Annotated in this window: 21 protein-coding genes; 8 read left to right on the top strand and 13 right to left on the bottom strand. The window is 62.8% G+C overall.

Annotated elements, in window-relative coordinates:
- Window positions 1–198: 198 nt before the first annotated feature.
- Window positions 199–1,218 carry an alpha/beta fold hydrolase gene (locus tag J3P85_RS23390; RefSeq protein WP_434703689.1) on the top strand — a complete coding sequence of 340 codons (1,020 nt, stop codon included), beginning with the start codon at window positions 199–201 and terminating at the stop codon, window positions 1,216–1,218.
- Window positions 1,219–1,397: 179 nt separating this feature from the next.
- On the opposite strand, the gene J3P85_RS23385 is transcribed toward J3P85_RS23390, so the two are convergent.
- The gene (locus J3P85_RS23385; protein WP_434703688.1) at window positions 1,398–2,279 is read right to left on the bottom strand and encodes a LysR substrate-binding domain-containing protein; all 882 of its coding nucleotides are present in this window, start codon (window positions 2,277–2,279) and stop codon (window positions 1,398–1,400) included.
- A 158-nt stretch (window positions 2,280–2,437) separates the two neighbouring features.
- Here J3P85_RS23385 and J3P85_RS23380 point away from each other — a divergent pair, with 158 nt between their 5' ends.
- Window positions 2,438–4,066 (top strand): 5-guanidino-2-oxopentanoate decarboxylase, encoded by a 1,629-nt coding sequence (locus J3P85_RS23380; RefSeq protein ID WP_434706417.1) that lies wholly within the window; start codon window positions 2,438–2,440, stop codon window positions 4,064–4,066.
- Between the two features lie 144 nt (window positions 4,067–4,210).
- Here J3P85_RS23380 and J3P85_RS23375 read toward each other — a convergent pair whose 3' ends face one another.
- A complete protein-coding gene (locus J3P85_RS23375; protein ID WP_053124712.1) occupies window positions 4,211–5,140 on the bottom strand; it encodes an AraC family transcriptional regulator in 930 nt (309 codons plus the stop codon).
- 112 nt (window positions 5,141–5,252) lie between these two features.
- Between J3P85_RS23375 and J3P85_RS23370 the strand changes: the two genes are divergently transcribed.
- Genes J3P85_RS23370 through J3P85_RS23360 form a run of 3 tightly spaced genes read left to right on the top strand, consistent with a single transcriptional unit; the run spans window position 5,253 to window position 6,096 of the window.
- On the top strand, window positions 5,253–5,414 hold the full coding sequence (locus J3P85_RS23370) for a hypothetical protein (RefSeq protein ID WP_434703686.1): 162 nt from the start codon (window positions 5,253–5,255) through the stop codon (window positions 5,412–5,414).
- Window positions 5,415–5,467: 53 nt separating this feature from the next.
- Window positions 5,468–5,821 (top strand): putative quinol monooxygenase, encoded by a 354-nt coding sequence (locus tag J3P85_RS23365; RefSeq protein WP_434703685.1) that lies wholly within the window; start codon window positions 5,468–5,470, stop codon window positions 5,819–5,821.
- 41 nt (window positions 5,822–5,862) lie between these two features.
- Complete coding sequence (locus tag J3P85_RS23360; RefSeq protein WP_250962507.1) at window positions 5,863–6,096, top strand: hypothetical protein; 234 nt, start codon at window positions 5,863–5,865, stop codon at window positions 6,094–6,096.
- Window positions 6,097–6,258: 162 nt separating this feature from the next.
- On the opposite strand, the gene J3P85_RS23355 is transcribed toward J3P85_RS23360, so the two are convergent.
- The 8 genes from J3P85_RS23355 to J3P85_RS23320 form a co-directional block, all read right to left on the bottom strand.
- Window positions 6,259–6,879 (bottom strand): flavin reductase family protein, encoded by a 621-nt coding sequence (locus J3P85_RS23355; RefSeq protein ID WP_434703683.1) that lies wholly within the window; start codon window positions 6,877–6,879, stop codon window positions 6,259–6,261.
- A 195-nt stretch (window positions 6,880–7,074) separates the two neighbouring features.
- Window positions 7,075–7,293: a hypothetical protein gene (locus J3P85_RS23350; protein ID WP_411385506.1), complete on the bottom strand. Its 219-nt coding sequence runs from the start codon at window positions 7,291–7,293 to the stop codon at window positions 7,075–7,077.
- A 148-nt stretch (window positions 7,294–7,441) separates the two neighbouring features.
- Window positions 7,442–8,761, bottom strand: a complete 1,320-nt coding sequence (locus J3P85_RS23345) for an MFS transporter (protein ID WP_434703682.1) — start codon at window positions 8,759–8,761, stop codon at window positions 7,442–7,444.
- Between the two features lie 323 nt (window positions 8,762–9,084).
- Window positions 9,085–9,540 (bottom strand): heme utilization protein, encoded by a 456-nt coding sequence (locus J3P85_RS23340; protein WP_434703681.1) that lies wholly within the window; start codon window positions 9,538–9,540, stop codon window positions 9,085–9,087.
- Between the two features lie 425 nt (window positions 9,541–9,965).
- On the bottom strand, window positions 9,966–11,129 hold the full coding sequence (locus tag J3P85_RS23335) for a CfaE/CblD family pilus tip adhesin (RefSeq protein ID WP_434703679.1): 1,164 nt from the start codon (window positions 11,127–11,129) through the stop codon (window positions 9,966–9,968).
- On the bottom strand, window positions 11,126–13,828 hold the full coding sequence (locus J3P85_RS23330; protein ID WP_434703677.1) for a TcfC E-set like domain-containing protein: 2,703 nt from the start codon (window positions 13,826–13,828) through the stop codon (window positions 11,126–11,128). The genes J3P85_RS23335 and J3P85_RS23330 overlap by 4 nt, the downstream gene beginning before the upstream one ends.
- A gap of 72 nt (window positions 13,829–13,900) precedes the next feature.
- Window positions 13,901–14,398 (bottom strand): CS1 type fimbrial major subunit, encoded by a 498-nt coding sequence (locus tag J3P85_RS23325; protein ID WP_434703676.1) that lies wholly within the window; start codon window positions 14,396–14,398, stop codon window positions 13,901–13,903.
- Between the two features lie 78 nt (window positions 14,399–14,476).
- Window positions 14,477–15,232: a hypothetical protein gene (locus tag J3P85_RS23320; RefSeq protein ID WP_434703675.1), complete on the bottom strand. Its 756-nt coding sequence runs from the start codon at window positions 15,230–15,232 to the stop codon at window positions 14,477–14,479.
- Between the two features lie 328 nt (window positions 15,233–15,560).
- On the opposite strand from J3P85_RS23320, the gene J3P85_RS23315 reads away from it, so the two are divergent.
- Entirely contained in the window at window positions 15,561–15,887 is a 327-nt protein-coding gene (locus tag J3P85_RS23315) for a hypothetical protein (RefSeq protein ID WP_434703674.1), read from the top strand.
- 41 nt (window positions 15,888–15,928) lie between these two features.
- Here the strand turns inward: J3P85_RS23315 and J3P85_RS23310 are convergent, their stop codons facing one another.
- The 3 genes from J3P85_RS23310 to J3P85_RS23300 all read right to left on the bottom strand — a co-directional run bounded on the left by J3P85_RS23310 (window position 15,929) and on the right by J3P85_RS23300 (window position 20,950).
- Window positions 15,929–17,263, bottom strand: coding sequence for a sigma-54-dependent transcriptional regulator (locus J3P85_RS23310; RefSeq protein ID WP_434703673.1), 1,335 nt, complete (start codon window positions 17,261–17,263; stop codon window positions 15,929–15,931).
- Window positions 17,256–19,022 carry a sensor histidine kinase gene (locus tag J3P85_RS23305; RefSeq protein ID WP_434703672.1) on the bottom strand — a complete coding sequence of 589 codons (1,767 nt, stop codon included), beginning with the start codon at window positions 19,020–19,022 and terminating at the stop codon, window positions 17,256–17,258. The genes J3P85_RS23310 and J3P85_RS23305 overlap by 8 nt, the downstream gene beginning before the upstream one ends.
- A gap of 404 nt (window positions 19,023–19,426) precedes the next feature.
- A complete protein-coding gene (locus J3P85_RS23300; protein ID WP_434703671.1) occupies window positions 19,427–20,950 on the bottom strand; it encodes a fumarate hydratase in 1,524 nt (507 codons plus the stop codon).
- 520 nt (window positions 20,951–21,470) lie between these two features.
- Here J3P85_RS23300 and J3P85_RS23295 point away from each other — a divergent pair.
- Both J3P85_RS23295 and J3P85_RS23290 read left to right on the top strand, forming a co-directional pair.
- Window positions 21,471–22,577, top strand: coding sequence for a diguanylate cyclase domain-containing protein (locus J3P85_RS23295; RefSeq protein ID WP_434703670.1), 1,107 nt, complete (start codon window positions 21,471–21,473; stop codon window positions 22,575–22,577).
- The gene (locus J3P85_RS23290) at window positions 22,570–23,505 is read left to right on the top strand and encodes an iron-sulfur-binding ferredoxin reductase (RefSeq protein ID WP_250965949.1); all 936 of its coding nucleotides are present in this window, start codon (window positions 22,570–22,572) and stop codon (window positions 23,503–23,505) included. Before J3P85_RS23295 ends, J3P85_RS23290 begins: the two co-directional genes overlap by 8 nt.
- Window positions 23,506–23,533 lie beyond the last annotated feature (28 nt).

Here is a 23,533-nt window from a genome sequence, read left to right as displayed (position 1 = left end):
TCCTGTTTTGAGGTTGAAACCTTTTGGGACCGCTTCGCGGTCCAGCGGGAGCAAGCTCCCTCGCCACGGGGTGCTCACTGAGCTTCAAAACAACCACTCGGCAATCTTCATCAAACTGTCACGCAACTGTGGCAGCGCGCTTGAACAAACTTCATCAGACTCGCGCTCTACTGGGGTTCTGCGTTTTGGTGTTTCTTCATGCGTGTATTCATTTTCCTGGCCGTGCTGTTTTTCGGCCTGCCGTCGATGGCGGCGTCCCGTTGTGATGTCAATGTTGCGACTCAACATGTCGACCTGAATCAGGTCAGCCTGGCTTACCAAAGCATTGGCCGTGCCTCGGATCCTGCCTTGCTGTTGGTGATGGGCCTGGGCGGGCAACTGATCCATTGGCCGGACGAAGTGGTGGTCGCCCTGTGTGAGCAAGGTTTCCGGGTGATTCGCTACGACAACCGCGATGTCGGCCTGTCCACCTGGCGCCAGGCGCCCGGCAGCGCCAACCTGACCTTTGAAGCCCTGCGCTACAAACTCGGCTTGCCCGTGGCCGCGCCGTATACCCTGACGGATATGGCCGACGACGGGCTGGGGCTGATGGATGCCTTGCAGGTGCAGCGCTTCCATGTGCTGGGCGCGAGCATGGGCGGGATGATCGCCCAGCACATGGCCGCCATGGCGCCTGAGCGGGTTGAAAGCCTGACCCTGATCATGACCAGTTCCAGTGCCGCCGGTTTGCCCGCGCCCAGCGAAAGACTGGTGCAGCTGTTGTCCCGGCGCGGTGCGCCGAATCGCGAAATGGCCCTTGAACAGCAAGCCGATCTGCTGGCCGCGTTGGGCAGCCCGGTGGTGATGGACGATCGCGAGGCCTTGCTGCACCAGGCCGCCGTGGCTTATGACCGGGCCTTCAATCCTGAAGGCGTGAAGCGCCAGATCATGGCGATCATGGCCGAGCCGAGCCGGGTGGCCCTGCTCAATCAACTGCGGGTGCCGACCCTGGTCGTCCACGGCACCGCCGACCCTTTGCTGCCGGTGATGCACGGCGTGCACTTGGCGGCGCACATCCAAGGCAGTCAACTGAAACTGATCCCGGGCCTGGCCCATCGCTTCCAGGACGCGTTCAAGGCGCCCTTGCTGGGGGCAGTGCTGCCGTACCTGCAGCAACACCGTGAAGACACTTCTCACTGGGCGCAGATCGAGCCGGCGCAGGCGCCGAATCTGCTTTGATGGAACACTTTTTCTAAGGTCCTGCCCGGCTTTTGTGGCGAGGGAGCTTGCTCCCGCTGGGCTGCGCAGCAGCCCCAACATTTCATGCCTTGATCTTATTTTGAGGTTGAAACATTTTGGGACCGCTTCGCGCTCCAGCGGGAGCAAGCTCCCTCGCCACAAAAGCACCTTGCGGGCATTCAACGTGCCCGTGCCTGCTCCACCAACCACCCCATCAATGCCTGCAACGGCCCCGAGGCCTGGGGCTTGCGCGGGTGCACCAGGTGATAGCCCTGGCCGGTCTTGACCTTCAGCTCGAACGGCATCACCAGTCGGCCGGCGCTCAGGTCGTCGCCGATCAGCGACCAGTCGCCAATCGCCACGCCGGTGCCCTGGGAGGCCATGGACATCGCCAGGTCCAGGGTTTCGAAGTGCTGGCCCTTGCTGACATTGCTTAAATGCACATCGGCCGCCGCCAGCCAGGCGTTCCAGTCGCGTTGGTCAAGGGCCGGGTGCAGCAGCAGGTGGTGTTGCAGGTCGGCGGGTTCATGCAACGGCACCAGGCCTTCCAGGACCGGGAGCGAGCACACGGGCGTCAGTTGTTCATCGAACAGGTGCAGGCACGCCAGCGAGGTGTCCGGCGGCGGGCCATAGACCACCGCGGCGTCGAAGGCTTCGCGCTGGAAATCCACGCCGTGCCTGACGGTGGTGGTCAGTTCCACCGGCACGTCCGGTCGTTCCTTTTGCCACTGCAACAGACGCGGCAGCAACCAGCGCATCACGCAGGTCGGGGCCTTGAGTCGCAGGACCTGGCGCTTCTCGCCGATCTGCTCGACCGTTTCGTCGATCAGGTTGAACACCTGCTGCACCCGTGGCAGCCAGGCCTGGCCCTCGGCGGTCAGGCTCAGGCCGCGCGCCTGGCGCCGGAACAGCGCATAGCCCAAATGATCTTCCAGCCCGGCGATCTGCCGGCTCACCGCGCCCTGGGTGATGTGCAGCTGTTCGGCGGCCCGGGTGAAGTTGCAGCATTGGGCCGTGATCAGAAAGGTGTGCAGCGCCGGCAGCGGGGGAAGTCGTTTCATTTCGATCCAAGCCATGACGTGGAGACATGGCGAGTATGACTTTTTATCCATTGTTGCTGCCATGCCCGGCCCGTTCCAATAACGTCATTCCCAAGACAAAAACGGGCCTGCTGCGTGCAGTGCGCGGCCCTTTACCCGACCAGAAAAAGGCAATGGCAATGGCGACGTGCGGCGAAGTATTGGTCAAGTTACTTGAAGGTTATGGCGTGGAGCAGGTGTTCGGCATTCCCGGCGTGCATACCGTCGAGTTGTACCGCGGGCTGGCCCGTTCGAGCATCCGCCATGTGACGCCGCGGCATGAGCAGGGCGCAGGCTTCATGGCCGACGGTTACGCCCGCGTCAGCGGCAAGCCCGGCGTGTGTTTCATCATCACCGGCCCGGGCATGACCAATATCACCACCGCCATGGGCCAGGCCTATGCCGATTCGATCCCGATGCTGGTGATCTCCAGCGTGCAATCGCGCAGCCAGTTGGGCGGCGGCCGCGGCAAACTGCATGAGCTGCCGAACCAGTCTGCGTTGGTGGGCGGTGTCGCGGCGTTTTCCCACACGCTGATGTCCGCCGCCGAGTTGCCCAGCGTGCTGGCCCGGGCGTTCGCGGTGTTCCAGGCCGGGCGCCCACGGCCCGTGCACATTGAAATCCCGCTGGACGTGCTGGTCGAAGACGCCGATGCCTTGCTGGCCAGCGTGCCAGTGAATATCAGCCGAGCCGGTGCCGCACCCCATGCGGTCAAACAAATGGCTGGCCTGCTGGCGACGGCCCGGCGACCTTTGATCCTGGCCGGTGGCGGGGCCATCGACGCCGCGGCCGAATTGACCGAGTTGGCCGAGCGCCTCGGCGCGCCCGTGGCGTTGACCATCAATGCCAAAGGCCTGTTGCCGGCGCGCCATCCGTTGTTGATCGGCTCCACCCAGAGCCTGGTGGCCACCCGTGCCTTGGTGGCCGAGGCGGACGTGGTGCTGGCCATCGGCACCGAATTGGCCGAGACCGACTACGACATTACCTTCGCCGGCGGCTTCGAAATTCCCGGTGCGCTGCTGCGTATCGACATCGACTCGGACCAGACCGTGCGCAACTACCCGCCGCACCTGGCCTTGGTGGCCGACGCCCGCATCGCGGCCCGGGCCGTGCTCGACGAATTGGGCCGGCAACCCTTGGCTGAACGCCGCGCCGATTGGGGACCGGCGCGTGCCGCTCGGTTGCGTGCGGAGCTTCAAGGCAGTTGGGACGCCGCGACCCGGGCCCAGACGGTGTTTCTCGACACGGTCTTGCAGACGTTACCGGAGGCGGTGTTCGTCGGCGATTCCACGCAACCGGTGTACTCCGGCAACCTGACCTTCAATCTGGAACAGCCGCGCCGCTGGTTCAACTCCTCCACCGGCTACGGCACCCTCGGCTACGCATTGCCGGCGGCCATCGGCGCCTGGCTCGGCGGCAAGGACCTGGGCCACGGTCGCCCGGCGGTGGTGTGCCTGATCGGCGACGGCGGGTTGCAGTTCACCCTGCCGGAACTGGCCAGCGCCGTGGAAGCGCGCACGCCCGTGATCGTGCTGCTGTGGAATAACCAGGGCTACGAAGAGATCAAGAAATACATGCTCAACCGCGCCATCGAGCCGGTGGGCGTGGACATCCATACCCCGGACTTCATCGGCGTCGCCAAGGCCTTGGGCTGTTTTGCCGAGGCCATCGATGATGTGCCGTCACTGCGGGCCGCGTTGCTGGGGGCCTGTGAGCGGCAGGGGCCGACGTTGATTGAGATCGACCAGGCGCGTTGGAAACCGGATTAACTGAGGTGTGACGACTGGCCCCATCGCGAGCAAGCTCGCTCCCACATTGGACTGCGGTGAACAAACAATTTGTGTTCACTGAAGATCCCTTGTGGGAGCGAGCTTGCTCGCGATGAGGCCAGCCCTGCCAACACAAACCTCAGCTCAAACAGTCATCCGCAACCGCGCCAGATCCCTTAGCGGTGGCGCGCCGAACAACCGGCTGTACTCGCGGCTGAACTGCGAAGGGCTTTCGTAACCTACCCGATACCCCGCCGCCGAAGCTTCCAGCCCTTCGGCCAGCATCAGCCGGCGGGCTTCCTGCAAGCGCAGTTGCTTCTGGTATTGCAGCGGGCTCATGGCGGTCATGGCCTTGAAGCGGTGATGCAGGGTCGAGACGCTGAGGTTCACTTCCCGGGCCAGGTCATCGATGCGCAACGGCTGTTCGAAATGGCCGTTGAGCCATTTGATCGCCTGGCTGATGCGGTGGCTCTGACTGTTGGCGATGGCAATTTCATACAGCCGATAGCCCTGCGGGCTGCGCAACAGGCGATAGAGAATTTCCCGACGCACCAGGGGCGCGAGCATGGCGATGTCTTTTGGCGTGTCGAGCAGCCGTGCCAGGCGCAGGACGGCGTCGAGCATCGGCGTGTCCAGGCGTTCGACATACAGCCCGCGCCCGGCTGGGCGGGTCGGTACGCCCAAGGGGCCCGCATCGGCGATCAACGCGGTGATTTCCGTCGGGTCGATGTCCAGGCGCAAGGCCAGGATCGGCTGCTCGGGCGACACGTCGGCGATGCAACCACTGAGCGGCATCGAGACCGAGACCACCAGGTAATGCAGCGGGTCGTAGTTGAAGAACTCATCCGCCAGACGCACCTGCTTGCTGCCCTGGGCCATGATGCACAGCGCCGGTTGCGCCAGCACCGGGGCGAATTTGTGCGGCTGGCTGTGTCGCGACAGGTTCAGCGAGCCGATCGCCGTGGCGTAGCTGCCGTCTTCGCTGGTGTTGCGGTCAATGATCGACGCCAGTTCGGCGCGCTGTTGTTCCAGGTACGTGTCCAGCGGGACGTGGGCGTGATCGAGTGGCGACATGCCGGAATCCTCAGGCAATAGAAAGCAATGAACAAAGCTTATGTTTGTGCAAGGCGCAGCGGTAGTCACATCCTGTTGAAAGCTTGCCTGATCCTGCACGGCGCGATGGGCCATGACGGTGCAACGCTGCCGAAACTTGCTTGAAACCTTTTGTTTCAACTTCCCGGCTTGTAACCGGATCGATGGTGAAATTCGAACGGCCGATGCGCAGGATCGTGCAATGGGTCGGCAGGAATCGACTAACGAAGCTGGCGGCGCGGCGCTTAACCTTTGATCCTGTCGCAGCCTGTCCCCGGCTGCACAACGGATTACCTGGGAGGGTTGAACATGACTACACACATCCCCGTCAGCCACATGGCTTTCATCCGGGCCCGCGGCGGTTGCTCCAAGCAATTGGGTGCGCGCCTGAGCACGCTGATCGCACCTTCGCGCCAGGCACCCGGTTGCCTGCACTTTGCCTTGCAGCAATCGCAATGCGACGCTGATTTGTGGCTGGTGTCCGGGCTCTGGGTCAATCAGCCGTCGATGGACGCCTACTTCAACTCACCGGCCATGGCGATTTTTGCCGAGCTGGTGCAAGACCTTGTGGTGAGCAGCCTGGATTTCCACACCTTCCGCGAAGTCTCTGCCGCCCAGGCGACCGAAGGGTGCCGGGCGCAGGTACACAAACTGGCCGGTTGAAGGTTTAATGAGCGTCATTTTCCATCGCCAGGATGCGCAATATGGCACGTAAAGCCTTTGAAACTTTTGAAGCTGTTTCTGCTGTTGTTCCCAAGGAGGGCGGTGGTTACCACGCCGCCATAGCCACCAAGGCCATCGGCGGCTCAGGTGCGCCGCGCTTCAACAAGGTGCTTGAAGAGCAGACGTTCGAAACCGCTACCAAGGCCGATGAAGCCGCCGCCGTGCAGTTGACTCATCTCAAGGGCGTCGACGATGAGGGCGGGTTGGTCTGGTAATCAGCCTTTTGGTGATTGCTTTTGTGGCGAGGGAGCTTGCTCCCGCTGGGCTGCGCAGCGGCCCCTTTTTTGGTGGGCGCTGCGCACCCAAGCGGGAGCAAGCTCCCTCGCCACACATACCTTCATTTCAAGTGAGCGGTGTTGTTTGCAGGATTTTATCGCTTACTTCGGGCGATGCATCTTGAACAACGCCTCAGGCCCCAGCTGGAAATAATCCGCCGGCCCGCCACCGCGCAAGATCGGCTCGGCGGCGGCGGTGTCGTACACCCCATCCTTCAACAGCCACTGGGCGATATGCACGGCGACCACTTCACCGAGGATCAGCCAGCTCGGCACCGGCTCCTTGTCCGCCCGCTGCAGTTGAATGATCTGCGTGACCTTGCATTCGAAGGACACCGGGCTTTCGGCGACACGCGGTACCTGGATCACCCGTGACGGGGCCGCTGTCAGACCCGCCAGTTCGAACTCATTGACCTGGGGCGCGACCATCGCGCAGCTCTGGTTCATCTGCTCGGCCAGCGGGCGAGTGGCCAGGTTCCAGGCAAACTCACCGGTCTGTTCGATGTTGTTGAGGCTGTCTTTGCGCCCGACGCTGGAGAAGCCAATGATCGGCGGCACGTAGTTGAAGGCGTTGAAGAAGCTGTAGGGCGCCAGGTTCAGGCGGCCTTCGCCATCTTGTGAAGAGATCCAGCCAATGGGCCGTGGGCCGACGATGGCATTGAACGGGTCGTGGGGCAGGCCATGGCCTTGGGCGGGTTCGTAGTAATGAATATCGTCGGGCATGAGAGTGCGCAAATCCGCTGCTATTTGGAGGGAATCCGACGATAGTGCAGCGATCAGCCCGTTTTGTCAGCACCTCAAAACCTGGTGGGAGCGAGCTTGCTCGCGATGGCGTCAGGTCAGCCAGCATTGGTGTTGGCTGACACACCGCTATCGCGAGCAAGCTTGCTCCCACAAGGGGGGTAGTGATGACAGGGATTAGTTGGTAGACGCTGCATCCGCGCGGTCGGCGCCATCCGCGGCGACGGCAGGCTCGATGGCGTGGTTTTCATCTTTCTTGGCAACAACGGCGGAACCGGCGCGCTCGTGACCGCTGGCGATAAAAGCGGCGGTGCCGGTGCGGTCGAAGCCGTCGTCGGCGAAGGCGCTGCTGGCCAGTGCAGTGAGGGTCAGGGCGAAGATCAGTTTGGTTTTCATGGTCATACTCCAAGCATCGATAGTTGATGGAGGGAGGATGGAGTGGGGCCATTAAGTGGAAATTAATGTAGGAAATGACGCCGGCCCGAAACGACGAAAGGGGCGAACCTGTGCAGGTTCGCCCCTTTTGTTTGTACGAGTGCAGCTATCAGTCCGTCAGGATCCGCGAGTGTTTGCGGGTGTCCTTCATGGTGATGTACACCAGCAGCGAAACCGCGATGCAAGCCGTCACGTACCAGTAGTAGCCCGTCTCCATACCGATGCTCTTGAACCACAGTGCGATGTATTCAGCGGTGCCGCCGAAGATCGACACGGTCAATGCGTAAGGCAAGCCGACGCCCAGGGCGCGGATTTCGGTGGGGAACAGTTCGGCTTTCACCACGGCGTTGATCGAGGTGTAGCCGCTGACGATGATCAGCGCGGCCATGATCAGGAAGAACGCGCCCCACCAGGTCTCGATGGTGTGCAGGGTCGTGAGGATCGGCACGGTGAACAGCGTCCCCAGGATGCCGAAGGCAATCAGGATCGGCCGACGTCCGATCTTGTCCGAGAGCCCGCCAATGATCGGTTGCAGGCACATGAACAGGAACAGCGTGGCGGCGGAAATGGTGGTGGAGTCGGAGATGCTCATGCCCACCGTGTTCACCAGGTATTTCTGCATATAGGTGGTGTAGGTGTAGAAGGCCAGGGTGCCGCCCATGGTCAGGCCGACCACGGTCAACAGTTCCTTGGGATGACGCATCAAGGTGCGCATGGCGCTTTCCTTGGCTTTTTCCTTCTTGGTGAACGACTCGGTTTCTTCCATGCCGCGACGCAGGTACAGCGCCACCACCGCACACAGCGCGCCGATGGCGAACGGGATGCGCCAGCCCCAGGCATACAGCTGTTCAGTGGTGAGGACCTGTTGCAGCACGATCAGCACGCCGAGGGCGATGAGCTGGCCGGAAATCAGCGTTACGTACTGGAAGCTGGAGAAGAAACCGCGACGTTCCTTGGTCGCCATTTCGCTCAGGTAAGTCGCCGAGGTGCCGTATTCGCCACCCACCGACAGGCCTTGGAGCAGGCGGGCGAACACCAGCAGGATCGGCGCGCCGACGCCGATGGTTTCGTAGCCGGGGCTCAGGGCGATGATCAGCGAGCCAAAGCACATCAAGTACACCGAGGCCATCAACGCGCGTTTGCGACCGGCGCGGTCAGCGTACAGGCCCATCAGCCAGCCACCGATCGGGCGCATCAGGAAGCCGACGGCGAAGATCGCGGCGGTGTTGAGCAATTGGGCGGTGGTGTCGCCCTTGGGGAAGAAGGCTTTGGCGAAGTACAAGGAGAACGCGGCGTAGACGTACCAGTCATACCACTCGACCATGTTGCCGACCGAGCCACTGAAGATCGACTTGATCCGGCTGGCGGTGGTTCTTTCACGGGCGGGCACGGCAGCCGACCCGATGGGCAGGGTGTTTGAGTTATCCATTGAAGGATCCTTCGTTTAATTGTTTTTGTGGAGCGCGTGGGAACGCAGCCTGACAGGGCTATAGCAGGAGCTGTGCCAGGTGGGAGAAGGCCGGTTTAGAGGGGGTGTGGCGATGCGGTGAGCGGAAATCCGCTTATTGAAGCTGGGGGTGTGGGCGGGAATCCGCTTATGTGGCGGTGCGAGCCGGCTCTTTCGCGAGCGGGCGTCCACGCATTGGGTCTCTGAAATCCGACCAATGTGCTGCTGTTATCGCAGTGGGGTTTCACTGACCCCAAAAACAACTAAGCCCGGCCGAAGCCGGGCTGTGAGGGAGGGTTATCGGATTAGCTGATGGCAGCGCCGTTGGTGCGGTCGAAGCCGTCTTCAGCGATAGCACCGTTGGTGCGGTCGAAGCCATCAGCAGCGATGGCGCCGTTGGTGCGGTCGAAGCCATCAGCAGCGATGGCGCCGTTGGTACGGTCGAAGCCATCGGCAGCGATGGCGCCGTTGGTGCGGTCGAAGCCGTCTTCAGCGATGGCGCCGTTGGTGCGGTCGAAGCCGTCTTCAGCGATGGCGCCGTTGGTGCGGTCGAAGCCGTCTTCAGCGATGGCGCCGTTGGTGCGGTCGAAGCCGTCTTCAGCGAGGGCGCCGTTAGTACGGTCGAAGCCATCGGCAGCAACAGTGGCGGCGCCCGTGCGGTCGTAACCATCAGCGGCAACGGTACGGTCGAAGCCATCGGCGGCGAAGGTGTTGGCGGCCAGTACAGACAGGGTCAGGGCGATGATCAGTTTGGTTTTCATGGTGATTACTCCGGGTTCGTTGGCGATGTGTCTTGCATGGGTTGAATGCTACGCCAATAAAATTGATTGAAAAGCGCAAAAAAATGCTAATAACAATCGATTAAATCGATGATTAGGCAGGCGCATTCACTCGCTTTGGCAATCGCAGCGAACCTTGCGCAGGACATCGATTCAGTGAACCCAGAGTGGGACACGGGCATTAACGCGCGATTAATCGCAGTTGAATGACAGATATTTCATACATGGCCGACCTGTTTTTCATCGCCGCGATGTCATCTTTGCCCCCCATGGCTAAATGGGAAAAATTCGGGGGCTTTACCGGCCCCATCGCGAGCAAGCTCGCTCCCACAATGGACCTGTGAATACAGGGTAAATGTGGGAGCGAGCTTGCTCGCGATGAGGCCAGTCCAGGCACCACCAATGCCTCAAGGTGAAGAGGTAGAGGGGGTAAACTCCAGCTTCAGTTCCCCCCGGTACTGTCCGGTGTTCTTGTCGATCTGGTTGAACGCTGGTGTGTCCAAGGTGATGGGCCAAGGCGTACACACCACTGGAAACGGCACATTGGGCAGCTTCACCGCACGAATATCCGCATTGTTGATCCCGTTGAAACTCACCGGTTGCCCGGACACATGCTGCGTCTCTCCCAGGTTGGCGGTGCGGGTGCGGACCGTGTATTCGATGCGGTTTCGCTCGCCGCTACCACCGGACGTGTGGTGGACGAAGAAGCGACCCTCCATGCCGGGTACGGGGTTGGTGCCGGTGACGCGAATTTCATAGCTGTGGCTGTTGGCGTTGTAGCCGTCGTAGAGGCAGGCATCGACCACGGACCGGCCGGAGACGATGCCGCCCGGTGCGGTGCTCAACGGGCGGGTGCGCAGGTTGAGGTCCACCTGCGGTGTGCTCATGCCGTAGGCGGGCAGGTAGATCTGCATATTGTCGGGGTCGGTGACGTCGAGCTTGAAGTCGACGGTGTAGGTATAGGCTCTACCGATGTCCTGTGAAGCATACAACTTGAGTTTCAAGATCATCTTTGCCGTCCAGATACCGCCGGAGGGCAACTTGGCGAATTCCGACTGGGGGATCCAGAGTGTTGAGCCTGTTCCTTCCGATCGGCGGGTGATCTCTTCTTCTTCCTGATTGCAATAAGCAGGGGCGTTGGTAGTCAATACAAATGCCTTTCCATCCCAGCCCCCATTGCAGAGATTGTTCGGAAACTTGCGGTAGAGTTGGCCTTTGACAACGAGTACATAGCTCAGGCCGCTGCGCCGTTCGGTGAAGCGCAGCGGTATGTTGGTCGTGCCGAGCCGTCCAGTTGTCGTCGTGGAGCACTGACCGTTGGCCGGATCCGTGTTGGACAGGCAGACAAAGTGCATGTTGGTATAACCGGCCCCCGGTTTGTGTTGTGCGCTCCAGCCATGGATCATTTTGTCCCAAAGGTAATACGTTGGATTCGGCCTTGAACGGTCGAAATCGAGAACGACGGATTGGTAGTAGTCGCTGGGATGAATGTCTGCGAGGGCTGGCAACGCGGTGACCGCAGCGATGAGCGCGATCAGGCGCCGCCCCCAATGTACGAAAGCTCCGCTCATGGCTGGCTCCTCTTATCCAGTGACAATGCGGCACTGCGACGCGCGGTCCAGCGACCCAGGCGATCCGGGTCGTTGAGGTCCTTGGGCAAGGCATCCAGGGTGGTACTTTCGCAGGTCAGCGTGCCGACCCGCCGCAGGCTGCTCTGGGCGGCGCGGGTTTGTACGGTGCAGGCGTGTACGCCGTTGAGGTCCAAGGCGAACAAAGGGTCGGGGTGGTGATTGAGGTCGACGACGAAGCTGCCGTCCTCGCCGGTTTCCATCATCGATGCATTGAGGATCGCGGCCTGGACCAGCGGTTGTCCCCGAGCATCCACCAGGCGGCCGACGTAGGTATAACTGAGGGTGGACTCGATCCGTTGCACCGCCAGCTTGCCCGGCGGCAGGAACCACTCGCGGTTGCCGTTGCCGACGTTCACCGAACTGAGGTTCTGGCGCGAAGCATCGGCGTCGCTGATGCGGGTGTGGGTGGCTTCGAAACCGTTGACCGGGATCAGCCGTTTCTCACCGAAGCCGATGCTGGTCTGGGCACCGTAGCCGCCGCTGACCTTGGCCGCCGCGCCCGTGGCGTTTTCCAGCGGCGCGGCGATGATGCCCACTGCCGCGCCGGGGCCCGTGCCGCCCTGGCCTTGGCCCCAGAAGAAGCCGTCGCGGCCCAGGGCCAGGGACGAAGAATGGTTGCCGCTGAACCCAGGTCGTGAGTCTTGTTGGTCGCCGCCACGCTGGGCCACCGTCAGGCTGGACTCGCCCCAGTTGCGCTCGATCCGTCCGCCCAGCTCGGCATCCCAACGACCCAGGTCATCGTAGCCAACCCCGGTGTTCAGTTCGTTCCTGCCCTGTTCGCCATCCCAAGCGCGGGTATGGCCCAGGCTGGTGCGCAGGCTATCCGGGGCATTCTGCTCGCGGCGCGCATCCAGGCTGACGTTGCTCTGGCGATAGCCACCGGTGGGCGAGCGCTCGTTATGCGACAGGCTCAGGCTCAGGTACAGGCCATGATCGGTCTCGCGGTTCCCGCTGGCATTGCGGAACGCGCCGACGCGATGGATGAGCTGGAACGGTCCCAGGGCATGGCCTCGGGAAAAGCCGACCTGGAACGTCCTGGCCCACGTCGAGGTGGTCAGGTCACTGGTCGGGTCGTCTTCTTCGGGGAAGTCGTTCCAGTAGGAAAACGGATTCACCTGGGCATACCGGTTGTAGTTGTAGCCGGCACTGAGGGTGCCACCGGCCAGCGGCAAGGAGGCGCTGGCGGTCAGTGATTCGTTGCAGCCGCTCTGCTGGTAGGCGCGGGTGGTGCGCTCGCAGGACGGGCTCTTCAGCGAGTAGCGGTACACGCTCCAGGAGATCCCGTGGGTAAAGGTCATTTGTTGGCTGTTGCCGCTCGCGCCGTCGTTGCCGCGCAACAGGGCGCCGGACAACGACCAACTGCTGGCGCCCAGCGTGCCGGCCCAGTCCAGGCGGTTTTCGTTGTAGAACGCCGAGTCCAGCCAGGTGATCGCGCTGGTGAGCGCCAGGTCATCGCGCAATGGGATGCGCAGGCCGGTCTGGGCCACGCCGGAAGGGTCCTGTTCGTACAGCGAATGCTCCGCCGTACGCCCGCCTTGCAGGAACCATTGCACGGTGTCGTCCCCCAGGCCATTGCCGTCGGTGCGGCTGAAAGGAACGGTTTCGGTGCGGGTCACCTGACCGTTCTCGATCACCCGCAGGGTCACCGGATAGCTGCCGTTGGGAAAGGTCCGGGTGTCGACATTCTGCACGCCGGCATCCAGGTAGGACGTGGACAGCAGCTCCTCGCCACGGAACGCATCGACCCGCGAGCGCTGGGTCAGGATCAGCGAGATCGGCGTGCCTTGGCCGACGACCTCGCGGTTGAGGTAGGCCAGGGTGGTGCCGACGCGGGCGCCGTCGATCCGCCCCAGGGGCAACAGGCTGAAGCTGAAGTTGCCGCCCTCGGCGCTGGACAGGTTGCTCATGTCCATGCGTCCGGCCTGGGCGTAGTGTTCGCGTTCGAAATCCTGGCGGTAATAGGCGTTGTTGAATTCCAGGCTGCTGTCGCTACCGCGCTTGCTCTGGTAGGCCTGGTAGTTCCAGGTAAAGCCAAAGTGGCTGCTGTCACCCAGGCCGACCGCGCCCAGGCCGACCGCGCCCAGGCCGCTGGCGCCCAGGGCGCGATAGCTGTCGGCCTGGGCGATGTTGATATTTTGCCGATGGACCAAGGCGTTCGCTGCCTCGGAGGGCGTATGCAGGCGCAGCGCCGCTGTGTCGCTGGCCGGCAGCCAATCCTTGCGCATGAGGATTTGCAGGCGCGCACCGGCCTCGTCGAGAATCACGGCCACCGCGTCGGTGTCCAGGTAACCGCAGCTCGCTTCGCTGGCCAAGCCGTAGGAGCAGGCCAACTGGCTGTTGCTGGGCAACGGTTCGGACAGTAGGGGCAGTAATTCTTCGGAGGACGCCGATGCGCCGGCCTCGATCAGCAGGGCTGCGATTCGCTCGGGCTGTTGGAATTCGATACGGCCGGGGCGCACCACCACAGGGTGCAGGCCGAGGTTGCGGTTGAGCAGTTGAAGTTCGAGTTGTTCCACCTGACCCTCGACCAGGGCCTCGAAACCGGCCGGCACCTGGGGCAGGTCGGTGGACGCGACCGATACGGCATCGGCCAGCACCCAGGTCAGGGAGATGGAGAGTGCGGTGAAGTGGCGTTTCATACAGGGCCTTGACGAAGGAAGAGGGAAGTACGACGGCGCCGTACCTCCCTCTTGAGGAAAAACCGGCGTTACTTACGGCTGCTGGGTCAATACCAGGCTGACGATGCCTTCGTAGCGACCGGCATTGGTGATTGCCCCAGCAGTCGTCTGGCGGATGTCCAGAGCTTGCTCGATCGAGCCGCCGGTGGCGTCACCGCCAGGGAACAGGTCGGCGGCAGGCAGCGTGACGCCAGTGGTGTTCAGCGCTCGCCCGCCATAGCTGACGCTCAGCGGGATGCCTGTAGCGGCGGGGTTGGTCATGTTGGCCAGGACGGGATTGGTGATCAGACGCAGGGTCATGTCCTTGTCGGTGTCATTGCTGTAGATCCGCGTACCCAACCGAGTCGGCTGCAGGCCGGAACCTGGCAGATAAGCCATTTCCATGGACGCCGGCAGCGGGCTGCCGTCCGACTGGAGGATTTCCAGGGTCGGGTCGACATCGGCGTAGACCAGCAGGCTTTTCTCCACCGCCATGGCGGGCAGCGAGGTCAGGGCGACCAGTGCCAATGGGGCGAATTTCATCAATTTCATGGGTGTTCCTCTTTTGCTGTGGGTGAACGGGGGCCCAACCACGTGCGCTGCACGTAGCTTGGGTCAATAAAATGGGGGTTACGGCTGAATGGCGAGGGTGCGCGGACGCCTGTCGTCGCTGGTCACGAAACGTACGATGACGTTGCCGTTCGATCCGGGGGCGGAGACGGGCAGGGTGTTGCCGGGATACAGGCTGCGGTTGACGTCATTCCAGATACAATCCTTCTCCCCCGCCATGTCGGTGCAGCGGCCGACCTGCAACACCCCGACCCGCAGGGTGCCGTCGTTGCGCAGTTCATTGCCCTTGGGTTGCAGCTTGATGCTGGTACGGCGCTCGTCGGGTAGCAGGCGCACCAGGGCACCCCACACCAGGTTGACGCCGACTTTCGGCTGTACACCTGACTGTTCCAGGACGTCTTCGTCGACCAGGTCGGGCGCTCCCACGGGCTCGAAATAGACTCGGTAGACGGTTTCCTCGGTGGGCATCGACTGGGCGATGATCCGTACCGTGCGGCTCGCACCGGGTGCCAGTACCGTGCGTTGCGGCGAGACCACGATGCCCAGCGCATCGGCCGGCGACAGCGGGCTTTCGTGTTCGTCCGGCGTGCCGGGACGCTGGATCTGGGTAACGCTGACCTTGATGTATTGCACCTTGTCGGACTTGGAGTGCAGTTGGATCTGGCCAATGCCGTCCTGCTCGGCGCCAATGGTGCTGTTCATCGGGTAGACCACCATGTTCGCGGTGGCTGGCAACGACAGGCTGATGGCGAGCGTCATGAATGCCAGTTTGCCCAGGGCAGCCCAGGGACGGGTAAACACTTGATACAAATGCATTTAAAACCTCGAACAAGGAAGATGGACGATCAACGTTTAATACATAGGGGACGTGTTTCGACCCAACCTGCGGTCATGCATCAAAAAACGGCGCTTCGATACGCCGCGCAAGACCCCGTGTCCTACCTCTTTTTTGCTTTCAGACTCTTCGCTATTTCCTGTAGGAAATTTCCGGAGTAAATTCATGCTCAATGCACCCTGCTTGCTGATTACTGCGAAATGGATGGGATTCCGAATGCGCGCAGTCTTTGCACGGCCGTGGTGCCGATTCTAGTGAGGCGATGATGGCCGTTTTTTGTGCTGGCGATTTTGGTGGGATATATACACCATGTCAATAGTTTTGGTGGAATATATCCACGTTCGCCTGCGCGAAGAAATTACGCGTTGTGGTGTTTCGCTGGCCGCCGCGTCTCGTGCGGCAGGCGAGTCGAGCCCGCAACGCTTGAAAGAAGTGGTCTCCGGGCGGCAGAAATGCCCGGCCGATCTGGTGGCGAAACTGGTGGCGATCGGGGTGGATGTCCACTACGTCCTGACGGGCGAGCGTGCGCCAACCGCACCGGCCTTGGCGCCGGACGAAGAATTGCTATTGGATGGCTACCGCGCGCTGGATGTGGCAGGCAGGAAACGGCTGATTGCCAGTTTGCTGTCGGGTTAACCCAGGCCAGGGATGATCGCGAGTCGCGTCGCGACAGCCCATCAGTTGTCCTCCAGGAACATCTCTCGACTCAACCCATGCCGCTGCAGCTTTTCATTGAAGGTGCGGCGCGGCAGTTGCAGTTCCTCCAGCACCGCTTTCACATCGCCTTTATGTCGAGTCAGGGCGGCGCGCAGGCATTGGGCTTCGAAGGCTTCCTGCTGGGCCGCCAGGGACTGGCCCGGCTCCGCCTCAAGGACGGGCAGTTGATCGAGCCCCAATACCTGGCGTTCGGCGACGTTGGCCAGCTCGCGCACGTTGCCCGGCCAATCGTGGCTCAGCAGATGGCTCAGTTGCGGGCCACTCAAGGGCGTGGCGGGGCGGCCGAGGCGTTCGGCGGCGCTGTGGGTGAAATGCTCGAACAGCAACGGAATATCTTCGCGCCGTTCACGTAAGGGTGGCAGGCGCAGCTCGGCGATGTTCAAGCGGTAGGCCAGGTCCTCGCGAAAACGCCCGGCCCGTGCTTCGTCCAGCAAGTCCGGCTTGGTCGCGGCGACAATGCGCAAGTCCACATGGATGCTCTGGTTGGAACCCAGGCGTTCGAGCTTCTTCTCCTGCAGAACTCGCAGCAACTTGGCCTGCTGGGCCAGAGGCATGCTTTCGATTTCATCGAGAAACAGCGTGCCGCCGTCGGCGTATTCGAGCTTGCCGATACGTTTGCCCTGGGCGCCGGTGAAGGCGCCGCTTTCATGGCCGAACAGTTCCGCTTCGAACAGTGGTTCGGGGATGGCCGCGCAATTCAGCGCCACGAAGGGTTTGCTCGCCCGTGGGCCGAAGTCGTGCAGGCAACGGGCGACCAATTCCTTGCCACTGCCGGTTTCACCACGGATCAACACGTTGACCGGCAATGTCGCCAGGTCCAGCACTTGGCGGCGCAGGTTTTGCAACGAGCGGGAGACGCCAAGCAAGGTGGCATCAAGCCTGGTCCTGGCATCGGCCTGCTCGTGCAGTCGACGGTTTTCCAGCACCAGGAAACGCTTGTCCAGGGCCCTGCGCAAACTGCCAAGCAGGGCTTCCGGGCTGAAGGGTTTTTCCAGGAAGTCGTAGGCACCGTCGCGCATGGCCTCCACTGCCATGGGCACGTCGCCGTGACCGGTCAAGAGAATCACCGGCAGGTCCGGATCCCGGCGACGCACTTCGGCCAGCAGCTCCAGGCCGCTGAGGCCGGGCATGCGCACGTCGCTGAGGATCACCCCGGGGAAATGCTCCGGCAACCGGGCCAGGCATTCGTCGGCGCGGCTGAACAGTTGCACCTGGAACCCCGACAGGCTCAACCATTGCTCTACGGCACTGCGAATGCTGCCTTCGTCATCCACGACCATGACTGAATCAAGCATGCAGTTGCGTCTCCTGATCGATGGGCAAGGTCACGCAGAATACCGCGCCGTTCCCGTGGTTATCCGCCGTCAGCCGCCCACCGGATTCATGAATGATTGCGAACGAAACCGCCAGCCCCAGGCCCAGGCCGTCGCCCACGGCCTTGGTGGTGAAGAACGGATCGAACACCTGGGCCAGGTGCTCCTCGGCGATGCCGGTGCCGCTGTCGTTGACGGTCAGGCGCCACAATTGCTCATCGGCCTCCAGGCGCACTTCCAAGCGTTTGAGCGGTTGGCCGGCCATGGCGTCGAGGGCGTTGCGCAGCAGGTTGATCAACACCTGTTCGAGGCGGATTGCATCGCCGCGCACCCACGCCGGGCGGGTCAGGTGCAGCACGGTGCTGACCTGTTCATCGCGCAGGCGTGTTTCCAGCAGTTGCAGGGCCTGGTCCACCACCGCCGCCAGGTCCAGGCGTTCGCGCAGGCCGCTGGGGCTTTTGCGCGCGAACGTTTTCAAGTGGCCGGTGAGGGCGGCCATGCGGGTCAACATGTCATCCACCGGCTTGAGGGCCTTGTAGGCATCATCGACCCGACCGTGATCCAACAGCAGGCGCAGGGTTGCCAATTGCATGCGTTGGGCGGTCAACGGTTGGTTGATTTCATGGGCCAGGGCCGCCGACATCTGCCCCAACGCCGCCAGCTTGGCCGACTGCACCAGCCCGTCCTGGGCCGTGCGCAGATCCCGAGTGCGCTCCTCCACCAGCCGTTCCAGCTCTTCGCGGCTGCGCTGGCGCAACCTTGCCAGGCGCCAGCGCTGGTTGAGAAACAGCAACAGGAACACCAGCGCCAACCATAAGCCAGCGGCGGCGAGCCCGGCGTTGCGCAAGTCCTCGAAGGTGATCTGCGGGCGGCGCAGCAAGTGCAGGGTCCAGCCCTCGGCGGTCAACGGCAAGGATTCCCACAGGTAATCCGCCGAGCCATCGGGGGCTTCGACCCGGGCCAGATGGCTGTTGTCATCGAAGCGGCGCAGCGGCTCATAGGTCAGGGCTTGCAACGGTTGTTTGTCGTACTGACGGGTGGCCTTGAGTTCGGCGCGGTCGTTGTCGGTCAGTGGCTGCAAGTGGCGATAACGCCAGCCCGGGCGATTGGCGATGAAGATGATGCCCCGGGCATCGCTGACCAGAAGGGTGTCGCTGCCCTGGCGCCACTCTTTCTCCAGCTCCGGGAATTCCAGCTTCACCACCATCGCACCGAGGAACTTGCCGTCGTCGTCGGTCACCGCGCTGGACAGGAAGTAACCGGGAATGCCACTGGTCACGCCCACCGCATAAAACCGCCCGGTGCCATGGGTGCGGGTCTGGATGAAATAGGGGCGGAAACCATAGTTGTGCCCGACATAACTGCTGGGCAGGCGCCAGTTACTGGCCGCGACGGCCAGGCCGCTGTGGTCGAGCAGTTCCAATGTGGATGACTGGGCGGCGCCATTGATCTGTTCGAGCTTGCGATTCAACGCATCCTGCTGGGCTGGACTGACCGGCCCCTTGAGGGCCGAGCGCAACTCCGGGTCCAGCGCCAGCACGGCGGGCAGGGCGCGGTAGCGTTCGATCAGGGTATGCAACGAATTGGCATACAGCGCCAACTGCTGGCTGGCACGGCTGGCGTCTTCTTCCAAGGCCTCGCGCTCGGCGTGGCGCACGGCGAGGGTGGCGGCAACCGCCGCGCCGGCGAGGATCAGCAAGGTGTACAGCGACAGGCGCAAGGTACGGGTGGTCGGCAGCATGCTGGCGTAAACCAGTGGAAAGTCGGGCGGGCACGATAGCATGGCGCCCGCGAAGACGTCGGCACATCCAACATGGATGTCAGCTGACCCACCGCCATCGCGAGCAAGCTCGGCTCCCACAGGGGATTTTGGGTGTTCACAGATCCGGTGTACACCACCAGTCCCCCTGTGGGAGCCGAGCTTGCTCGCGATGGCGGTAAGTCAGCCTGCATCTCTATTTAAGGTGTAATTCATTGTGGCGAGGGAGCTTGCTCCCGCTGGGCTGCGCAGCAGACCTTTTTGTGAGCGCTGCGCACTCAAGCGGGAGCAAGCTCCCTCGCCACAGGTTGTGTGGGCTTTGACACATAAAAAAAGCCGGTGGGGTTGTTGCCCCACCGGCCTTTTTCACTGCGCCAAAATGCCTGTTACTGCACTTCGACCGCCAGGCTGTCGCTGATTTTTTTCTGCCAGATGGCAGGACCGGTGATATGCACCGACTCGCCCTTGCTGTCCACGGCGACCGTCACTGGCATGTCCTTGACCTCGAACTCGTAGATCGCTTCCATGCCCAGTTCGGCGAACGCCAGGACCTTGGATTTCTTGATCGCCTGGGCCACCAGGTAAGCGGCACCGCCGACGGCCATCAGGTAGACGGCTTTGTTGTCCTTGATCGCTTCGATGGCGGTCGGGCCGCGCTCGGATTTGCCGATCATGCCCAACAGGCCGGTCTGCTCGAGGATCTGGCGGGTGAACTTGTCCATCCGTGTGGCGGTGGTCGGACCGGCTGGGCCGACCACTTCGTCGCCGACCGGATCGACCGGGCCGACGTAGTAGATGAAGCGGCCCTTGAGGTCCACCGGCAAGGTTTCACCCTTGTTCAGCATCTCGACCATGCGTTTGTGCGCGGCGTCGCGGCCGGTGAGCATCTTGCCGTTGAGCAGCACGGTTTCGCCCGGCTTCCAGCTCTGCACGTCTTCCGGGGTCAAGGTGTCGAGGTTGACGCGACGGGCCGACGGGCCGGCTTCCCAGACGATTTCCGGGTAGGCGTCCAGCGGTGGCGCTTCCAGCGCCGCCGGGCCGGTGCCGTCCAGCACGAAGTGGGCGTGACGGGTGGCGGCGCAGTTGGGGATCATGCACACCGGCAGGGAGGCGGCGTGGGTCGGGTAATCCATGATCTTCACGTCGAGCACGGTCGTCAGGCCACCCAGGCCCTGGGCGCCGATGCCCAGCTGGTTGACCTTCTCGAACAGCTCCAGGCGCATCTCTTCGATACGGTTCTGCGGACCGCGGGCCTTGAGCTCATGGATGTCGATGGACTCCATCAAGACTTCCTTGGCCATCACCGCGGCTTTCTCGGCAGTGCCGCCGATGCCGATGCCGAGCATGCCCGGTGGGCACCAGCCGGCGCCCATGGTCGGAACGGTCTTGAGCACCCAGTCGACGATGGAGTCGGACGGGTTGAGCATGGCCATCTTCGACTTGTTCTCGGAACCGCCGCCCTTGGCCGCCACGTCCACTTCCACGGTGTTGCCCGGGACGATGGAGTAGTGGATGACCGCCGGGGTGTTGTCCTTGGTGTTTTTGCGTGCGCCTGCCGGGTCGGCGAGGATGGAGGCACGCAGGACATTTTCCGGCAGGTTGTAGGCGCGACGCACGCCCTCGTTGATCATGTCGTCCAGGCCCATGGTCGCGCCATCCCAACGCACATCCATGCCCACGCGCACGAACACGGTCACGATGCCGGTGTCCTGGCAGATCGGCCGATGGCCGGTGGCGCACATGCGCGAGTTGATCAGGATCTGCGCCATGGAGTCACGGGCCGCCGGCGATTCTTCGCGCAGGTAGGCTTCGTGCATCGCCTGGATGAAATCCACGGGGTGGTAGTAGGAAATGAACTGCAGGGCATCGGCGACGCTCTGTATCAGGTCATCTTGCTTGATCACGGTCATGAGTCGCGCTCCTCTCTAAAGACGGGAACATTTTATGAGGCAGTTGCAAGCTTCAAGCTCCAAGCGGCAAGTTCAGAGCAGTACGCGTACTGCTTCAGCTTGTTGCTTGGAGCTTGAAGCTTGCAGCTGACCCCAGGTCAAGGCACGCCGGGCATGCTGGCGCGACGCTAAAAAGGCGCGGCAGTATATCGCAGGCCAGCATCCTGTGGGAGCGAGCTTGCTCGCGATCGCGACGGACTGATGAGGATGGCGGTGAAAGCCTGTGGCGAGGGAGCTTGCTCCCGCTGGGCTGCGCAGCGGCCCCAGGATCTTGCGGTCGCTGCGCAACCGAGCGGGAGCAAGCTCCCTCGCCACAGGGATATCAGGGGCGCCAACCACTGCGTCAATTGGGCCATTGCTTTGACGCCATTTTTCTGCTCCAGAATTGAATGGTCATTTGTCCTACACGCCACTAAAGTGGCGTCTGGCCTGTAGCGTAGGACGCCTCCTGTCAGTTTCCTTTCCCATGGTGAGTCAACGATTGACCCATAACGCCATTCAACGTCTTTTGCTGAAACGCTTCGCTTTGGCGGCCGCGACGTACGCGCTGGCACTGGTTTTGTTGTGGCTGGCATTTTTCAGTGGGCATTACCTGGACTCGTTGCGCGGTGCCATCATCGGCAGCGTATTGGTCGTGCTGTGCCAGGCCGGGCTGTTCACATTGTTTATCACCGACCGCAACCTGCGCTTTGCCGACCCCAGTCTCACCGAAGTCCAGGTGTTGATCGGCCTGGGCTGGCAGACCTGGATGATGGCGCACCTGGACCAGGCCCGGGGCGTGTTCCTGGTGTTCTATGTGCTGATTCTGTTGTTCGGGCTGTTCCACCTGTCACGCCGGGCCTTTGTGCGCTGCGCGTCGCTGGTGTTCATCAGTTTCACCGCGATTACTCTCTGGGACGGTTACTTCTTCAGGCTTCCCGATCCCACCCTGGCCGGGTTGCAGGTGGCCGTGCTGTTTCTCGTGCTGGTGTGGCTGGTGTTTTACGCCCGCTACGTCCAGACCTCACGCCAGCGCATGCGCCAGCGGCGGTTTGCCTTGCAGGCGCATCAGGACACCTTGCGCGGCATGATGCGCCAGCTCGAAGACCTGGTGGCCACCGATGAGCTGACCGGGCTGTTCAATCGCCGGCATTTCCTGCGCCTGGCCTCCCGCGAACTCAACACCCTCCGGCCCGGCGTCGCCCATGGCCTGGCCCTGATCGACCTTGACCATTTCAAGCGCATCAACGACCTGCACGGCCACGCCGCCGGCGATCAGGTGTTGCAGGCGTTCGCTGCGGTCGCCACGGCGTGCCTGCGCGAAGGCGATGTACTGGCCCGTTACGGCGGCGAGGAATTCGTCATGCTGCTGCCCGCCTGCGATCCCCAGAGGCTGACGGCCTGTTGCGAGCGGCTGCGGCTGGCGTTCACCGAAGTCGAGCTGATCGGCCTGCAGGTCGGCGCCCTCAGCCTGTCGGCGGGCATGACGATGCTGGACATGGGCGATGACCTGGACAACGCGTTGCAGCGGGCCGACCAGGCCCTGTACCGTGCCAAGCGAGACGGCCGCAATCGGTGCGCCGCCGCTTGGGAGAACGTCGATGCCTGAACTGACAGTCGCCGGTCGGCACTGGACGGTGGCGGCGGGCAGTAACCTGCTGGACGCCTTGAACGGTGCCGGCGTGCCGGTGCCCTACAGTTGCCGCGCCGGGAGCTGCCACGCCTGCCTGGTGCAGTGCGTGGGTGGCGACGTGCGCGACAGCCGTCCCGATGCCCTGAGCCCGACGCAGCGCGACCAGGGCTGGCGGTTGGCCTGCCAATGCCAGGTGGTGGAGGATGTGCAGATTCACACCTTCGATCCGCAACGCGACGGCCAGGCCGCCCAGGTGATGGCAGTGGATTGGCTGGGCGGCGAGGTGTTGCGCTTGCGCGTCACCGCCGAGCGGCCGCTGCGGTATCGGGCCGGGCAGCATCTGGTGCTGTGGGCCGGCGACGTGGCCCGGCCATATTCCCTGGCAAGCCTGCCCGAAGAAGACCGTTTCCTGGAGTTCCACCTCGATTGCCGTGAGCCCGGCCAGTTCATCGAGGCGGCCCGGCAGATGAACGCCGGCGACCCGATCCGCCTGGGCGAGCTGCGCGGTGGCGCCTTGCACTACGATCCCGACTGGCATGCCAGGCCGCTGTGGCTGCTCGCCGCCGGGACGGGCTTGGCGCCGCTGTTCGGCTTGCTGCGCGAGGCGTTGCGCCAGCATCACCAAGGCGCGATTCGCCTTATTCACGTGGCCCATGATGCGGCCGGGCATTACCTGGCCAAGCCCCTGGCGGCGCTGGCGGCCAAGCATCAAAACCTCTCGGTGGAGCTGCTGACCGCGGCCGAGGCGCCGTCCGCCTTGGCGCAACTGCGGCTTGTTTCCCGGCAAACCCAAGCCTTACTCTGCGGCCATCCCGACCGGGTCGAGGCCTTTGCCAAGCGTTTGTACCTGGCCGGCTTGCCGCGCAATCAACTGCTGGCCGACGTCTTCCTGCCCCGTGGTTGAGCGCTGATTCCCAGACGCGAGACCGACC

It is taken from the genome of Pseudomonas sp. Z1-12, from assembly GCF_051132015.1.
Classification (GTDB): Bacteria; Pseudomonadota; Gammaproteobacteria; order Pseudomonadales; family Pseudomonadaceae; genus Aquipseudomonas; species Aquipseudomonas zanjanensis.
The sequence above is the reverse complement of the archived record's forward strand: the minus strand, read 5'-3'. Positions and strand labels throughout refer to the sequence as shown.

Coding starts and splice junctions, on each gene's coding strand:
- J3P85_RS23390 (WP_434703689.1), top strand. CDS start 199: ATGCGTGTATTCATTTTCCTGGCCGTGCTGTTTTTCGGCCTGCCGTCG.
- J3P85_RS23385 (WP_434703688.1), bottom strand. CDS start 2,279: ATGAAACGACTTCCCCCGCTGCCGGCGCTGCACACCTTTCTGATCACG.
- J3P85_RS23380 (WP_434706417.1), top strand. CDS start 2,438: ATGGCGACGTGCGGCGAAGTATTGGTCAAGTTACTTGAAGGTTATGGC.
- J3P85_RS23375 (WP_053124712.1), bottom strand. CDS start 5,140: ATGTCGCCACTCGATCACGCCCACGTCCCGCTGGACACGTACCTGGAA.
- J3P85_RS23370 (WP_434703686.1), top strand. CDS start 5,253: ATGACGGTGCAACGCTGCCGAAACTTGCTTGAAACCTTTTGTTTCAAC.
- J3P85_RS23365 (WP_434703685.1), top strand. CDS start 5,468: ATGACTACACACATCCCCGTCAGCCACATGGCTTTCATCCGGGCCCGC.
- J3P85_RS23360 (WP_250962507.1), top strand. CDS start 5,863: ATGGCACGTAAAGCCTTTGAAACTTTTGAAGCTGTTTCTGCTGTTGTT.
- J3P85_RS23355 (WP_434703683.1), bottom strand. CDS start 6,879: ATGCCCGACGATATTCATTACTACGAACCCGCCCAAGGCCATGGCCTG.
- J3P85_RS23350 (WP_411385506.1), bottom strand. CDS start 7,293: ATGAAAACCAAACTGATCTTCGCCCTGACCCTCACTGCACTGGCCAGC.
- J3P85_RS23345 (WP_434703682.1), bottom strand. CDS start 8,761: ATGGATAACTCAAACACCCTGCCCATCGGGTCGGCTGCCGTGCCCGCC.
- J3P85_RS23340 (WP_434703681.1), bottom strand. CDS start 9,540: ATGAAAACCAAACTGATCATCGCCCTGACCCTGTCTGTACTGGCCGCC.
- J3P85_RS23335 (WP_434703679.1), bottom strand. CDS start 11,129: ATGAGCGGAGCTTTCGTACATTGGGGGCGGCGCCTGATCGCGCTCATC.
- J3P85_RS23330 (WP_434703677.1), bottom strand. CDS start 13,828: ATGAAACGCCACTTCACCGCACTCTCCATCTCCCTGACCTGGGTGCTG.
- J3P85_RS23325 (WP_434703676.1), bottom strand. CDS start 14,398: ATGAAATTGATGAAATTCGCCCCATTGGCACTGGTCGCCCTGACCTCG.
- J3P85_RS23320 (WP_434703675.1), bottom strand. CDS start 15,232: ATGCATTTGTATCAAGTGTTTACCCGTCCCTGGGCTGCCCTGGGCAAA.
- J3P85_RS23315 (WP_434703674.1), top strand. CDS start 15,561: ATGTCAATAGTTTTGGTGGAATATATCCACGTTCGCCTGCGCGAAGAA.
- J3P85_RS23310 (WP_434703673.1), bottom strand. CDS start 17,263: ATGCTTGATTCAGTCATGGTCGTGGATGACGAAGGCAGCATTCGCAGT.
- J3P85_RS23305 (WP_434703672.1), bottom strand. CDS start 19,022: ATGCTGCCGACCACCCGTACCTTGCGCCTGTCGCTGTACACCTTGCTG.
- J3P85_RS23300 (WP_434703671.1), bottom strand. CDS start 20,950: ATGACCGTGATCAAGCAAGATGACCTGATACAGAGCGTCGCCGATGCC.
- J3P85_RS23290 (WP_250965949.1), top strand. CDS start 22,570: ATGCCTGAACTGACAGTCGCCGGTCGGCACTGGACGGTGGCGGCGGGC.